The 14,002-nt window shown below is 66.5% G+C and carries 12 protein-coding genes; 9 read left to right on the forward strand and 3 right to left on the reverse strand.

Annotated features, from left to right (window positions below; all coding sequences use genetic code 11):
- Positions 1 to 34: 34 nt before the first annotated feature.
- Genes M5E06_RS07215 through M5E06_RS07240 form a run of 6 tightly spaced genes read left to right on the forward strand, consistent with a single transcriptional unit; the run spans position 35 to position 6,235 of the window.
- The gene (locus tag M5E06_RS07215) at positions 35 to 1,225 is read left to right on the forward strand and encodes a D-alanyl-D-alanine carboxypeptidase family protein (RefSeq protein WP_136704205.1); all 1,191 of its coding nucleotides are present in this window, start codon (positions 35 to 37) and stop codon (positions 1,223 to 1,225) included.
- Between the two features lie 11 nt (positions 1,226 to 1,236).
- Positions 1,237 to 1,896, forward strand: a complete 660-nt coding sequence (gene tmk, locus M5E06_RS07220; protein WP_252138524.1) for a dTMP kinase — start codon at positions 1,237 to 1,239, stop codon at positions 1,894 to 1,896.
- Positions 1,893 to 3,026 carry a DNA polymerase III subunit delta' gene (locus M5E06_RS07225; RefSeq protein ID WP_252137671.1) on the forward strand — a complete coding sequence of 378 codons (1,134 nt, stop codon included), beginning with the start codon at positions 1,893 to 1,895 and terminating at the stop codon, positions 3,024 to 3,026. The genes tmk and M5E06_RS07225 overlap by 4 nt, the downstream gene beginning before the upstream one ends.
- 49 nt (positions 3,027 to 3,075) lie before the next feature.
- Positions 3,076 to 4,626 carry a methionine--tRNA ligase gene (metG, locus tag M5E06_RS07230; RefSeq protein WP_252137672.1) on the forward strand — a complete coding sequence of 517 codons (1,551 nt, stop codon included), beginning with the start codon at positions 3,076 to 3,078 and terminating at the stop codon, positions 4,624 to 4,626.
- Between the two features lie 8 nt (positions 4,627 to 4,634).
- On the forward strand, positions 4,635 to 5,429 hold the full coding sequence (locus tag M5E06_RS07235; protein WP_252137673.1) for a TatD family hydrolase: 795 nt from the start codon (positions 4,635 to 4,637) through the stop codon (positions 5,427 to 5,429).
- A 26-nt stretch (positions 5,430 to 5,455) separates the two neighbouring features.
- Complete coding sequence (locus M5E06_RS07240) at positions 5,456 to 6,235, forward strand: MBL fold metallo-hydrolase (RefSeq protein WP_252138525.1); 780 nt, start codon at positions 5,456 to 5,458, stop codon at positions 6,233 to 6,235.
- A gap of 178 nt (positions 6,236 to 6,413) precedes the next feature.
- On the opposite strand, the gene M5E06_RS07245 is transcribed toward M5E06_RS07240, so the two are convergent.
- Complete coding sequence (locus M5E06_RS07245) at positions 6,414 to 7,511, reverse strand: TRAP transporter substrate-binding protein (RefSeq protein WP_252137674.1); 1,098 nt, start codon at positions 7,509 to 7,511, stop codon at positions 6,414 to 6,416.
- A 598-nt stretch (positions 7,512 to 8,109) separates the two neighbouring features.
- On the opposite strand from M5E06_RS07245, the gene M5E06_RS07250 reads away from it, so the two are divergent.
- The 3 genes from M5E06_RS07250 to M5E06_RS07260 are packed head-to-tail and all read left to right on the forward strand — an operon-like array spanning position 8,110 to position 10,884.
- Positions 8,110 to 9,282: an OpgC family protein gene (locus tag M5E06_RS07250; protein WP_252137675.1), complete on the forward strand. Its 1,173-nt coding sequence runs from the start codon at positions 8,110 to 8,112 to the stop codon at positions 9,280 to 9,282.
- A gap of 40 nt (positions 9,283 to 9,322) precedes the next feature.
- Positions 9,323 to 10,105, forward strand: coding sequence for an SGNH/GDSL hydrolase family protein (locus M5E06_RS07255; protein WP_252137676.1), 783 nt, complete (start codon positions 9,323 to 9,325; stop codon positions 10,103 to 10,105).
- Positions 10,102 to 10,884 (forward strand): SGNH/GDSL hydrolase family protein, encoded by a 783-nt coding sequence (locus M5E06_RS07260; RefSeq protein ID WP_252137677.1) that lies wholly within the window; start codon positions 10,102 to 10,104, stop codon positions 10,882 to 10,884. The genes M5E06_RS07255 and M5E06_RS07260 overlap by 4 nt, the downstream gene beginning before the upstream one ends.
- A gap of 31 nt (positions 10,885 to 10,915) precedes the next feature.
- On the opposite strand, the gene M5E06_RS07265 is transcribed toward M5E06_RS07260, so the two are convergent.
- Both M5E06_RS07265 and M5E06_RS07270 read right to left on the reverse strand, forming a co-directional pair.
- On the reverse strand, positions 10,916 to 11,299 hold the full coding sequence (locus tag M5E06_RS07265; protein ID WP_085089726.1) for a hypothetical protein: 384 nt from the start codon (positions 11,297 to 11,299) through the stop codon (positions 10,916 to 10,918).
- 36 nt (positions 11,300 to 11,335) lie between these two features.
- Positions 11,336 to 13,879, reverse strand: coding sequence for a sensor domain-containing protein (locus M5E06_RS07270; protein ID WP_252137678.1), 2,544 nt, complete (start codon positions 13,877 to 13,879; stop codon positions 11,336 to 11,338).
- Positions 13,880 to 14,002 lie beyond the last annotated feature (123 nt).

Raw genomic sequence — 14,002 nt, forward strand, 5'->3', positions numbered from 1 at the left:
TGCCTGTACCGAGTGCCCTTGGAGGATTGTTGCCATGAACGCTGTTGTCGTCCGCCTGTGCGCCGTTTTCGGCCGTTCCGTTGCTGTTGCGGCCGGAATTGCGATGGCCGGGGCCACAATTGGCGCCGGCTTCACCGCGGTCTCGGTCCAGGCCGCGACCATCGACACCATCGCCAAGCAGGCGATCCTGGTCGATCTGACCTCGGACACCGTACTGTTCGAGAAGAACGCCGACGAGCGCATGGCGCCCTCGTCGATGAGCAAGATCATGACCGCCTACATGGTCTTCGAGGCGATCAAGGCCGGCCGCCTGACGCTGGAGAGCACGCTGCCGGTGAGCGAGCGGGCTTGGCGGATGCAGGGCTCCAAGATGTTCGTGGAGCTTCACAACAACATCAAGGTCGACGACCTGCTGAAGGGCATGATCGTCCAGTCCGGCAACGACGCCTGCATCGTGCTGGCCGAAGGGCTGGCCGGATCGGAAGGGGCGTTCGCCGAACAGGCGAACAAGAAGGCGCGCGAGCTGGGGCTGAAGAACAGCAACTTCGTCAACGCCACCGGCTGGCCCGACCCGAACCACTATATGACCGCCCGTGACCTCGCGCTTCTTGCCGAACGCCTGATCAAGGACTTCCCCGAGTTCTACAAGTACGATTCGATCCGGGAGTTCAAGTATCACGGCATCACCCAGGGCAACCGCAACCCGCTGCTCTACCGCAACATGAATGTGGACGGGTTGAAGACCGGCCACACCGACGCCGGCGGCTATGGCCTGACCGCGTCGGGCGAGCGCGAGGGACGGCGCCTGCTGCTGGTGGTCAACGGCCTGCCGAGCATGCAGGCGCGCGCCGACGAATCGGCCCGGCTGATCGAGTGGGGTTTCCGTGAATTCGCCTCCTACACCCTCTACAAGGGCGGCGAGACGATCGAGCAGGTGCCGGTCTGGCTGGGTGAGCAGGATATGGTGCCGGTCACCGTGCCGCAGAACCTGAGCGTCACGATGGCTCGCGCCGACCGCCCCGGCATGAAGGTGTCGCTGGTCAGCAGCGCGCCGGTTGCCGCCCCGATCAAGAAGGGCGACACTGTCGGCAAGCTGGTCATCTCCGCACCCGGCTTCCCGGGCAAGGAGGTGCCGGTGGTGGCCGCGCAGGACGTGCCGAAGGCCGGCTTCGTCGGCCGCGCCTTCGCCGCCGCCAAATATCTCGTCTTCGGCAACAGCCTGTAATCGTGACGACCATGCCGACCTTCTTCACCGCCTCCGCCAACCGTGGCCGCTTCATCACGCTGGAAGGCGGCGAAGGGGCCGGCAAGTCGACCCAGTTGCGCTGTCTGGCCGAGACCCTGCGCGCCCGGGGCATCGACGTGGTGACGACGCGCGAGCCGGGCGGATCGCCGGGGGCGGAGGAAATCCGCGGCCTGCTGGTAACCGGCGAGACCGGCCGCTGGAGCCCGGTGACGGAGGCGCTGCTGCACACCGCTGCCCGCCGCGACCATCTGGAACGGACGGTGTGGCCGGCGCTGGAGGCCGGGCGGTGGGTGTTGTGCGACCGCTTCTTCGACAGCACCATGGCCTATCAGGGCTATGGGCTGGGGCTGGGACGCGAACTGGTGGAGACCCTGCAGCGGGCGGCGCTCGGCGAGTTCCGCCCCGACCTGACGCTGATCCTGGACATCGACGTCGGGCAAGGCCTGCGCCGCGCCGCCTCGCGCCATGGCGGCGAGGACCGCTATGAGCGGATGGACATCGGCTTCCACCAGCGGCTGCGCGACGGCTTCCTCGACATCGCCCGGCGGGAGCCGGAGCGCTGCGCAGTGGTGGACGCCGACGCCGATCTGGACGGGGTGCAGGCCCGCGTCTGGGACGCCGTAGCCACCCGCCTGGGGCTGCAGTCGTGAGCAAGGCGCGCACCCCTGCCCCCTCAACGCCGACGGCGGAAGAGGCGCTCGCCCCCCGGCGCAACCCGGACCTCGTCGGGCATGAGGAGGCGGAACGGCTCCTGCTGGAGGCCTGGAATTCCGGCCGGCTGCCGCATGCCTGGCTGATCGGCGGCACGCCGGGGATCGGCAAGGCAACGCTGGCCTTTCGCTTCGCCCGCTTCGTCCTGGCGCAGGACCCGCCGGGGGACAGCCTGTTCGGCAATAGTCTCTTGGGCGGAGCGGCGCCGGTCACCTCGCTGCACATCGGGCCGGACCATCCGGTGTTCCGCCGGGTGGCGTCGGGCGGCCATGCCGACCTGCTGACCATCGAGCGCCAGCGCGACGAGAAGAAGGGCCGGCTGAAGCGCGACATCGCGGTGGACGACGTCCGCAAGATCGGTCCGTTCCTGCGCCGCACCTCGGCGGAAGGCGGCTGGCGCGTCGCGGTGATCGACGGTGCCGACCGCATGAATCTCAGCGGCCTGAACGCCATCCTGAAAATCCTTGAGGAGCCGCCGCCCGGCGCCCTGCTGCTGCTGGTCAGCGACAATCCCGGCGGCATGCTGCCGACCATCCGCTCGCGCTGCCGCAAGCTGACGCTAAAGCCGCTGGCGGAAGACACCGTCATCGATCTGCTGGGGCAGCACCGGCCGGACATCGCCGCCGACGATCGCCCGGCGCTGGCCCGCCTGTCGGAGGGCAGCGTCGGCCGCGCCATCGATCTGGCCGATGCCGGTGGATTGGCGCTGTACCGCGAGATGGTCGGGCTGCTGTCCGACCTGCCGCGTATCGACATCGTCGCGGCGCACGCCTTCGGCGACAAGCTGGTCCGCAAACAGGACGACGGCATGTACGAGACGGCGACGGAGCTGCTGGTCTGGTGGCTGGCCCGCTTCGCCCGGTCGCTCGCCCGCGGGGCTTGGCCGGCGGAGGTGGTGCCGGGAGAGGCCGCCCTGATGACCCGGCTGGCCAATGCTCGCGGTCTTGAACGTTGGGTGGAGGTGTGGGAAAAGGTTCAGCGTCTTTTCGCGCGCGCGGAATCCGCAAACCTGGACCGCAAGCAGGTGGTCCTGAACGCCTTGTCGGCGCTGGAAACGGCAGCCGTCTAGCGTTATTTCAGAACCTGCCGGTTAAACCTACTTGAAGAAAGTGCCACAAATGGCCGGGCCGAAGACCTTCTATCTGACGACGCCGATCTATTACGTGAACGACGTGCCGCACATCGGCCACGCCTACACGACGCTTGCCTGCGACGTCCTCGCCCGGTTCATGCGCCTCGATGGCTATGACGTGAAGTTCCTGACCGGCACCGACGAGCACGGCCAGAAGGTGGAGAAGTCGGCGGAGAAGGCCGGCATCGCGCCGCAGGAGTTCACCGACCGGGTCTCGCAGAACTTCCGCGATCTCGTGTCGCTGATGAACTATTCCAACGACGACTTCATCCGCACCACCGAGCCGCGCCACGTCAAGTCGGTGCAGGCGCTGTGGACGGTGTTGAAGGATCGCGGCGAAATCTATTTGGGATCCTATGCCGGCTGGTATTCGGTTCGCGACGAAGCCTTCTATGGCGAAGACGAGCTGACCACCAATGCCGAGGGCAAGAAGATCGCCCCCACCGGCGCCGAGTGCGAGTGGGTGGAGGAGCCCTCATATTTCTTCAAGCTCTCGGCCTGGCAGGACCGGCTGATCGAGTTCTATGAACAGAACCCGGATTTCATCGCGCCGGCCGGCAAGCGCAACGAGGTGATGGCCTTCGTCAAGTCGGGGCTGAAAGACCTGTCGGTCAGCCGCACCACCTTCAAGTGGGGCATCCCGGTGCCGGGCGACGACGCCCACATCATGTATGTCTGGCTCGACGCCCTGGCGAACTACATCACCGCCGTCGGCTATCCCGACACGACGGGGGAGTATGCCAAGTACTGGCCGGCCGACCTGCACATGGTCGGCAAGGACATCCTGCGCTTCCACGCCGTCTATTGGCCGGCCTTCCTGATGGCCGCCGGCCTGCAGCCGCCCCGCCGCGTGTTCGCCCATGGCTGGTGGACGATCGAAGGCCAGAAGATGTCGAAGTCCTTGGGCAACGTCATCGCGCCGGAAACGCTGGTCAACACCTACGGCCTCGACCAGACCCGCTATTTCCTGCTGCGCGAAGTGCCGTTCGGCAATGACGGCGACTTCTCGCACAAGCAGATGGTCAACCGGATCAACGGCAACCTCGCCAACGATTACGGCAATCTGGTGCAGCGCGTGCTGTCGATGATCGGCAAGAACTGCGGTGCCGCCGTGCCGACGCCGGGGGCCTTCACCGAGGCTGACAACACGCTGCTCGGCTCGGCTTACGGCATGCTGGACATCGTCCGGGCGGAGATCAAGGCACAGGCGTTCCACAAGGCGCTGGACGCCATCTGGGCCGTGGTCGGCGACGCCAACCGCTATGTCGACGAACAGGCTCCGTGGGCGCTGAAGAAGACCGACCCGGCGCGCATGGCGACCGTGCTGTATGTGCTGGCGGAGACGATCCGTCATCTCGCCATCCTGACCCAGCCGGTGATGCCGGACAGCTCCGCCAAGATCCTCGACCTGCTGGCGCTGGGACCGGATGCGCGCGGCTTCGGCACGCTGGGTCCGTCGGGGGCGCTGGCCGCCGGCACGCCGCTGCCGACGCCGCAGGGCGTCTTCCCGCGTTACGTCGAAGAACCGAAGGCCTGAGTTCCCTGATGCTCGTCGACAGCCATTGCCATCTCGACTTCCCCGATTTCGCCGAAGAACTGGACGCGGTCGTCGACCGCGCCCGGCAGGCCGGCATCGGGCGGATGGTCACCATCTGCACCTACATCAGCCGGTTCGACCGCATCCTGGCGGTGGCGGAGCGGTATGACGACATCCTCTGCTCGGTGGGGGTCCATCCCCACCAGGCGCAGGAGGAGTTCGCCATCACCACGGTGGAGAAGCTCGTGGAGCTGTCGCGCCATCCCAAGGTGATCGGGCTGGGCGAGACCGGGCTCGATTACTTCTATGACAAGAGCCCGCGCGACCAGCAGCAGGAGTGCTTCCGCCGGCACATCCGCGCCAGCCTGGAGACCGGCCTGCCGCTGATCATCCACACCCGCGATGCCGACGACGACACCATGCGGATCGTCAAGGAGGAAGCGGCCGGCCAACCGGTGAAGGGGCTGCTGCACTGCTTCAGCTCCGGCCGGGCGCTGGCGGAAGAGGCGGTGGAGTACGGCTTCAGCCTGTCGCTGTCCGGGATCGTCACCTTCAAGAAGTCGGAAGACCTGCGCGCCATCGTGAAGGACGTGCCGATCGACCGCATCCTGGTGGAGACCGATGCGCCTTACCTCGCGCCGATCCCCTTCCGCGGCAAGCGCAACGAGCCGGCTTACGTCGCCCACACCGCGGCCTGCGTGGCTGAAGTGAAGGGCGTGTCGGCGGAGGAACTGGCGCGGGTCACTACCGACAATTTCTTCCGCCTGTTCGACAAGGCGTCCAAAGTTAAGGCGGCTGCATGACAGTGGACGGCGCATCAACCGGTGCGATGCGCGTGACCGTCCTTGGCTGTGGCGGGTCGCGCGGCGTGCCGGTGATCGCCGGCATACCCGGCGGCCAGTGGGGCCGCTGCGATCCCGCCAATCCGAAGAACCGCCGCCTGCGCCCGTCGGTGCTGGTGGAAAGCGGCGAGATATCGGTGCTGGTCGACACCTCCCCCGACCTGCGGCAGCAACTGCTGGACAGCGGCTGTGCGCGGCTGGATGCCGTGCTGTGGACTCACCAGCATGCCGACCATTGCCACGGCATCGACGAGCTGCGCGAGATCTGCCGGCACATGCATGCGCCGATCGACGCCTATGGCTGGGACGAGCATCTGCGGGACATCGAAACCCGCTTCCCCTACTGCTTCGATCCGCTGCCCGAAGGGTATCCCTTCTACCGGCCGGTGCTGAAAACGCACCGCGTCGACGGCCCGTTCAGCGTGAAAGGGCTGGAGGTGACGCCGTTCGAACAGGACCACGGCTATATGCGGACGGTCGGCTACCGGTTCGGGCGCTTCGCCTATTCGACCGACGTGGTGCGGCTGGATGACAGCGCGTTTGAGGCGCTGGCGGGGGTGGATACCTGGATTGTCGATTGCGGCCGGATCGAGCCTCCCCACCCCGTGCACGCCCATCTGGCGCTGACGCTGGAGTGGATCGAGCGGGTGAAGCCGAGGCGGGCCTATCTGACCCACATGGACAACAGCATGGACTACGACAGCCTGCGGCGGATTCTGCCGGAGGGGGTCGAGCCGGCGTATGACGGGCTGGTGATCGAGGTTTGAGGGGCTGCTTTAGGTTCTGCGGTGATTGCCCCCTCCCTTCCCACGGCTTCGCCGCGGGCCCCTCCCCTCCCCCGCCTTCGGCGAGAGAGGGAGGAGTTTGCAGAGCAGCGGCAGTCCCCTCTCCCGCCAGAAGCGGGGGAGGGTTAGGGAGGGGGCAAAAGCCTAATCAGACTCGATCTTACTTCTTCTTCTCAAGCGGCGGGGCCGCGTAGACGAAGCGGTCGAAGCTGTATTCGGCGACGCGGAACCACAGATACTCTTCCTCGCGGAACTTCTTCCACGCCTCGTAGATCTTGCGGAACTTCTCGTTCTTCGCCGCCTCTTCCTCATACACTTCGATGGAGGCCTGATAGCAGGCCTGCATCACCTCGTTCGGGAAGGGGCGCAGCTGGGTGCCGGCGGCGACCAGACGCTTCAGCGCGGTCATGTTCTGGACGTCGTACTTGCCCAGCATGTCGAGCGTGGCGTCGGAGCAGGCGGCCTGCAGCGCCGCCTTGTAGGCCGGCGGCAGCGACTCGAACTTCTCCTTGCCGAACAGCATGGAGACCTGCGGCCCGCCTTCCCACCAGCCCGGATAGTAGTAGTACTTGGCAACCTTGTTGAAGCCGAGCTTCTCGTCGTCATAGGGGCCGACGAACTCGGCGCCGTCGATGGTGCCCTTTTCCAGCGCCGGGTAGATGTCGCCGCCGCCGATCTGCTGCGGCACGACGCCCAACTTCGCCATGATGGTGCCGGCATAGCCGCCGATGCGGAACTTCAGGCCCTTCAGGTCCTCGACCGACTTGATCTCCTTGCGGAACCAGCCGCCCATCTGCGTGCCGGTGTTGCCGGCGCCGATCGCAACCAGATTGTGGCCGGCGAAGAACTCCGCCATCAGCTCCTTGCCGCCGCCGTGGGTCATCCAGGCGTTCTGCTGGCGGGCGTTCAGGCCGAACGGCATCGCCGCATCGAAGGCGAAGGTCGGATCCTTGCCGACGTAGTAATAGGAGACGGTGTGGCCGCACTCGATCGTGCCGTCCTTGACCGCGTCCAGAACCTGCAGGGCCGGAACGATCTCGCCAGCCGCGAAGACGCGGATCTGGAACTTGCCGTCCGTCAGTTCGGCCACGCGCTTCGCCACGAACTCCGCACCGCCATAGATGGTATCGAGGCTCTTCGGGAAGCTGGAGGCGCAGCGCCACTTGATCTCGGGCGTGGACTGGGCGATGGCGGGGGCGGCAAGCGTGCTGGCGGCGACGCCCACACCGGCGGAGGTCAGAAATGCACGACGTTTCATGCAGAAGCTCCCTTGTTCATTCTCTGTTATGCGTTCTTATTGCCGGACCGGCGGACACCCTGCCAAGGCGTGCCGGCCCGCACCCGGGCATGGCAGGCCCCTCACGGGACCGGGCGATGCCGGGTGAGCAGGGAAAGCGGGAATGAATGGGATGCACGCTCGACCGACCCGGACGGCGCACCCTCGGAACCCATGGAACCGGTGGGCACCGGCGCGTTGCGCCATCCGCCCGGTTCCATGGCGTCCCGACGTTGGTGTGCGTTTCCTCCCGTCCATCCGGGCTTGCCGCCGGCCTTCCGGCCGATCCGCCCCAACTTTCTTTTGCCAATCGGATTATGCAGGAAGCAAACGGTCGGGATCAAGCGCGATCGGGAATTGAAGCCTGTATTTCAGAGGTTTAACGCTGCGGCGCGAAGCCGCGGGTTTCATTCAATCAAAGGCCCGCTGGTGTTCCGCATCCATTCGACGCTAAACGTCTCGACTCCGGCGGCGGCACCCCCATCTTTTGCAAGGCGTGCCCCGGGAACCCGGCCGGGCTGGAATGTTGAAGAGGGCGGAACAGGCACTTGCGGGTTGAACGGCCATGAAAGACGCGGCCATGAAGAAGGCGACTGCGGCGGAGAGCGGGAACGAGACGGACGCACGCGACCTGCGGCTGGACTTCTTCCGCGGTCTGGCCCTGTGGTTCATTTTCGTGAATCACATCCCGGCCAACCAGATCTCGTGGGCCACGCCGCGCAATTTCGGACTGAGCGACGCCACCGAGATCTTCGTCTTCATCTCCGGCTACACCGCCGCGCTGGTCTATGGCCGGACGCTGGACCGGCAGGGAATGCCGATGGCGGCGGCGCAGGTGCTGCACCGCTGCTGGACGCTGTATGCCACCTATATCATCCTGTTCTTCGCCTACACCGCGCAGATCGCCTACACCGCCCACGCCTTCGACAGTCCGCTGTTCGCGGAGGAGATGGGCATCGCCGGCTATTTCCAGGATCCCGTCACCGCCCTGACCCAGGCCATCCTGCTGAAATTCCGACCGGCCAACCTGGACGTGCTGCCGCTCTACATCGTGCTTCTGCTGGGCTTTCCGCTGCTGCTGCCGGCTCTGCGCCGCCGGCCGCTGGGGGTGCTGGCGGGGTCCGGCGCGCTGTATCTGGCGGCGCGGCAGTGGGGGTGGAACCTGCCGACCTATCCCGACGGCGGCGTCTGGTACTTCAACCCCTTCACCTGGCAGTTCCTGTTCGTGCTGGGCGCGTCGCTGCAGTTCCAGCCGGACCTGCGGGCTGTGCTGACCCGCTTCCGCCGGCCGGTGGGTGTCGCGGCGGCGGTGATCCTGCTGGCCAGCCTGTTCCTGACATTGTCCTGGAAATTCGCCCCGCTGCACGCGCTGATCCCGGTGTGGCTGACGGAGATCCTCTATCCCATCAGCAAGACCGACCTCGACCCGCTGCGCCTGCTGCATTTCTTCGCGCTGGCCTATCTGGTGCTGTGGCTGGTGCCGGCGGGGGCGTCCTGGCTGCGTGGATCCCTGGCCGCCCCGGTGCTCGCCTGCGGGAAGCAGTCGCTGCACGTGTTCTGCCTGGGCGTGCTGCTGTCCTTCGCCGGACAGACCGTGCTTGTTCATGTCAGCGGCTCGCTTTCCGCCCAGTTCCTTGTTACCGTGGTCGGCATCGCCGCGATGGTGCTGATGGCGCGCTTCCTGAACTGGTACCAGTCGGCGGAGCGGGCACGGCGCCATCGGGTTGCTGCCACCACGAAAATGGGCACATGACGGGTTCATGGGGCGAGGACGGCGAGGGCGGAAGCGACAGATGCTGACGGTCACGGCAATCCTGCTGGCGGCCGCGCTGTTCGCTTCGCCGGATCGCGTCCTTGCCGGCCAACCGGCGGCCCCATCCGTCGATTCCGCCTGTGTCGTGCCGGAATCCGTGCTTGCCCCCGGCAGCGGATTGCCGCGGGTTTCGGCGCAGCTCGCCGCCGGGCGTCCGCTGTCGGTGCTGGTCGTTCATTCCGCCAAATCGGCACCCAAGCCCGGCATCGTCAGCTATCCCGCCCGGCTGGAAAACGAACTGAAGCGCCGCCTGCCCGGCCGCGAGGTCAGCACCGCCGTGCTGAGCCTGCCCGGCGAGGCGGCGCCCGCCATGGTCGGCCCGCTGACCCAGGCGGTGGAGGACCAGCGGCCGGCGCTAGTCGTCTGGCAGACCGGCACGGTCGACGCCATGCACAGCCTGGATCTGGAGAGTTTCGGTTCAGCCCTTCAGTCGGGCATCGCCGAGGTTCAGCGCCGCGGTGCCGACATCGTCATCATGGACATGCAGTACAGCATGCACACGGCACAGCTGATCGACTTCGCGCCCTACGTGTCCTACATGTCCTGGCTGGCCCAGAGTTCGGACATCTTCCACTTTCCCCGTTACGACATCATGCGCTACTGGGTGGAGGATGGCCGCGTCGATTTCGCCGACGAATCGGACGGGGCGAAACAGCGTGCTTATGATTTCGTTCACCAATGCATCGGACAATTGCTGGCGCAAAGCGTCGCGACGATGATCGACCCCCTGTCGATCGGCCGGCGCACCGGAGCGAGCAATTGAGCCCTGTTCTGCCGTCCGCAATCCGAATCCTGTCGCTGATCGCCGCCCTCGCCGTTTCCGTCCCGGCCTTCGCCGCGGAATCTGCGGCGTCCGCAAGCTGCCAGTTGCCGCGCGGCGCCTCGGCCCTGTCGGTGCCATTACCGCAACTGTCACAACGCATCGCGGCCGGCGCGCCGATCCGGATCGTCGCCATCGGTTCCTCCTCCACCGCCGGAGCGGGGGCGAGTTCGCAGAACAATGCCTATCCGGCCCGGCTCGACCATTACCTGAGCGAGCGGTTCCGCAATGCCGACATCGCGGTGCTGAACCGCGGGATCAACGGCGAGACCGACGACCAGACCGAAAAGCGGATCGAGGCCGATGCGCTGAGCGCCAAGCCCGATCTGGTGATCTGGCAAGTCGGCGCCAACACGGTGTTGCGCGACGGAGACCAGGGATTGAGCGAACGGTCCATCCGCCAAGGCGTGGCGCGGCTGCGCGCCGCCGGGGTCGATGTGGTGCTGATGGACCTGCAATATGCTCCGAAGATGCTGGAAAAGACCGGCGTCGCCCCGATGCTGAGCCGCATCACCGGGATCGCCACCGACAACCACATCGGCCTGTTCCACCGCTTCGACGTCATGCGGTCGCTGGTGGAGAGCCGTGGGATGACCATGGCCGACCTGATCGGACCCGACGGCATCCACCAGAACGACGTCGGATACGACTGCGTCGCCCGCATACTGGCGGTCGGCATCGAGGACGCGGTGAACGTCCACAACAGCGGGCTTCAGCGGTAACAGAAGCGGGGCGGACCTCCGCCCCGTTCCCTCAGCGCTGCATCATCGCGCTTTCCTTGCCGCAAAGGAAGAACACCTTCGAATAGACCTTCAGCAGCGCGTCGGTCAGCGCCTGCACCTCGGGACTGCCCATGGCACGCGGCTTGGCAGGATCGACATGCAGGACGCAACTGTCCTTGACGTCGTTGAAAGCGGCCAGCGCGTGGATGCGGTCGGGGCGGAACTCGTCGGGGAAATTCTCGTCCATCAGCCAAAAGCACTGGAAGTTCCGACAGGATTGCGGCCGCTCCTCGTAGATCGAGCAGCCCTTGCCCTGGTCGCAGGACGCGCACCATTTGGCGGCGGGCTTCTTCAACTCGGGCACGCCCATCAGCTTGCAGCAGAGGGTGCATTCACCGCAGTTGCGGTCGGACATCACGGAAACTCCAAATAACAACGGCTCGCAGCGGCTTTACGCCGGTGCTGGCAGGGCAATGTGCTCGTCCTCGGCGGCCAGCAGCCGCTCGACCGCCTCCGGCAGGGCCGGGCGGGCGAAGTGGTAGCCCTGGGCGTATTGGCACAGACCGCGCAGATACACCGCTTCGTCCGCCGTTTCCACCCCTTCCGCCACGCAATCCAGCCGCAAAATGGTGGCAAGGCCGGCAATGACCTGGACGATGGCGGCGTTGCCTTCCCCCGTCGACACCGCGCGGACGAAGCTGCGGTCGATCTTCAGCACATCCACCGGCAGCTTGTGCAGGTAGGCCAGCGAGGAATAGCCGGTGCCGAAATCGTCGATCGACAGGCGGACATCCATGTCGCGCAGGCTCTGCATCAGCATCCGGCATTCGTCCGGATCCTGGACCAGCAGGCTTTCGGTCAATTCCAGCTTCAGGCTGGAGGGCGGGATCGGCACCTCGTCCAGCAGGTCGCGCACCGCGCTGACGATGTCGTCGTCGCGGAACTGGCGGGTGGAAACGTTGACGCTCATGAACAGCGGCGTGGCGCGGGGGAAACGCGCCTGCCACGCCGCAAGCTGCCGAACCGCTTCGCCCAGCGCCCAGCGGCCCATCGGCGCGATCAGCCCGGTCTCCTCGGCTAGCGGGATGAACTCGGCGGGAGAGACCAGACCGCGGTCGGGGTGGTTCCAGCGCATCAGCGCCTCGAAGCCGGCGATGGCGCCGGTCTCCAGCAGGACGATGGGCTGGTAATGCAGACAGAGCTGCCCCTGCTCCATAGCCGCGCGCAAGTCGGCCTCCATCTGCATCGCGGCCATCGCCTGCCGGCGCAGGTTGGCGTCGAACACGTCGATGCGCGCGCGCCCGCCGCTCTTGGCCCGGTACATGGCGAGGCTGGCGTCGCGCAGCATGTCCTCCGCCCGGTCGTAACCGGTCTGGCTCAGCGCCACGCCGATGGAGGCGGTCAGCACTATGTCGCGCCCCTCCTCCAGCGTGACCGGCCGCGAGATGGAGCGGGCCATCCGTTCCGCCGCCTCCAGCGCGTCGCCGGCATCGTCCAGTTCGTCCACCAGAACGGCGAACTCGTCGGCCGACAGCCGGGCCAGCGTGTCGCCGACGCGGCGGCTGGCGTCGAGACGTCTGGCGATGATGCGCAGCACGCGGTCGCCGGCGCTGGTGCCGAGCGCGTCGTTGATCGCCTTGAAGCGGTCCAGGTCGATGATGATGGTGGCAAAGGGCCGGGCGCCGGCGCGGCGGTTGCGGTCCAACGCCTGCCCGATGCGGTCCAGCAGAAGCGTGCGGTTGGGCAGGCCGGTCATGCTGTCGTGGACGGCATCGAACAGGATCTGCTGTTCGGCCTTCTTGCGCGCGGTGATGTCGGTCATCGAGCCGGCCATGCGGACGGCGCAGCCCTTCTCGTTCCGGACGGCCAATCCGCGCACCAGCATCCACAATTCCAGCCCGGCCTTGTCGCGGATACGGAATTCATGCTGGAGATGCGGGCGTTCGCCGGTCAGATGCAGGTTGAGCGCGGTGCGCAGCCCGTCCAGGTCGCCGGGCGTGACCCGCTGGAACCATTCGTCGATGGAACCGGCGATCTCCGCCTCCTCGAAGCCCAACATCGCCTTCCAGCGCGGCGAGTAATAGACTTCGCCGCTGTCAATGTGCCAGTCCCACAGCCCGTCGGCGGCCCCGGCGGCGGCAAGGGCATAGCGCTCCTCGCTCTGGCGCAGGCGCTGTTCGGCAGTCTTGCGGTCGGTCACGTCGGCCTGGCTGCCGACCAGCCGGGTCGGCCTACCGTCGGCATCCAGCACGGCGATGCCGCGGCAGGCCATCCAGCGGATGGCTCCGGCGGCGTTGCGCATGCGGTATTCGACCTGGAAGGCCGCTTCCGATTCGGCCCCTGCCTCTACACCTGCCGCTGCCCCGCCGAGTGCCGCCATCGCGTCGGTCAGGATCGCCCGGTCGGCCGGAAGGATACGGCCCAGCCATTCCTGCGGATTGTCGGTCAGGTCGCCCGGCGACAGCCCCAGCAGCGACGCCCAGCGCGGAGAGAAATAGACGCGGTCGGTGACCATATCCCAGTCATAGAGCCCATCGTTGCTGGCCGCGGCGGCGAGCGCATAGCGTTCCTCGCTGCGACGCAGTTCCTTTTCGGCATGCTTGCGGTCGGTGATGTCGGCGACCGATCCCACCAGCCGGATCGGCTCCCCCGAATCGTCCATCACCGCCATGCCGCGACAGACCAGCCAGCGCCAGTGTGGCTTCGCAGCGGTGGAGTCGACGCGGCGGACGCGGTGTTCGATCTGGAAGGGAACGGACAGACCGACCATCTGCGCCTCGAAGGACGCATGCAGCCAGTCGACGTCCTCCGGGTGGACCAGCGACAGCCAGTCGATCGGCCGATTGGAGCCGCGGCTTGAATCGCCCGGCGGCAGCCCGAGGAACTCCTTGAAGCGGGGGGAGAGGTACAGCGTGTCGCTGCGCAGGTCCCAATCCCAGACGCCTTCGGTTCCGGCCTTTTCCGCCAGCAGATATCGGTCGATGTTGGTGTTCAAGACCCCTCGTCGGACCAGTCGGCGGTCAGCGATTGGTGGGGCCTCCCACCGTTGAGCCTCCGATGGTAGGGGTATTTTGGTGAAGAAACCATAAATGCATGCGACGGGCCGGCCAACTTGGTT

This window comes from Azospirillum sp. A1-3, assembly GCF_023806445.1.
Lineage (GTDB): Bacteria > Pseudomonadota > Alphaproteobacteria > Azospirillales > Azospirillaceae > Azospirillum.

Coding starts and splice junctions, on each gene's coding strand:
- M5E06_RS07255 (WP_252137676.1), top strand. CDS start 9,323: ATGCTGACGGTCACGGCAATCCTGCTGGCGGCCGCGCTGTTCGCTTCG.
- M5E06_RS07265 (WP_085089726.1), bottom strand. CDS start 11,299: ATGTCCGACCGCAACTGCGGTGAATGCACCCTCTGCTGCAAGCTGATG.
- M5E06_RS07250 (WP_252137675.1), top strand. CDS start 8,110: ATGAAGAAGGCGACTGCGGCGGAGAGCGGGAACGAGACGGACGCACGC.
- M5E06_RS07245 (WP_252137674.1), bottom strand. CDS start 7,511: ATGAAACGTCGTGCATTTCTGACCTCCGCCGGTGTGGGCGTCGCCGCC.
- M5E06_RS07215 (WP_136704205.1), top strand. CDS start 35: ATGAACGCTGTTGTCGTCCGCCTGTGCGCCGTTTTCGGCCGTTCCGTT.
- M5E06_RS07235 (WP_252137673.1), top strand. CDS start 4,635: ATGCTCGTCGACAGCCATTGCCATCTCGACTTCCCCGATTTCGCCGAA.
- metG (WP_252137672.1), top strand. CDS start 3,076: ATGGCCGGGCCGAAGACCTTCTATCTGACGACGCCGATCTATTACGTG.
- tmk (WP_252138524.1), top strand. CDS start 1,237: ATGCCGACCTTCTTCACCGCCTCCGCCAACCGTGGCCGCTTCATCACG.
- M5E06_RS07240 (WP_252138525.1), top strand. CDS start 5,456: ATGCGCGTGACCGTCCTTGGCTGTGGCGGGTCGCGCGGCGTGCCGGTG.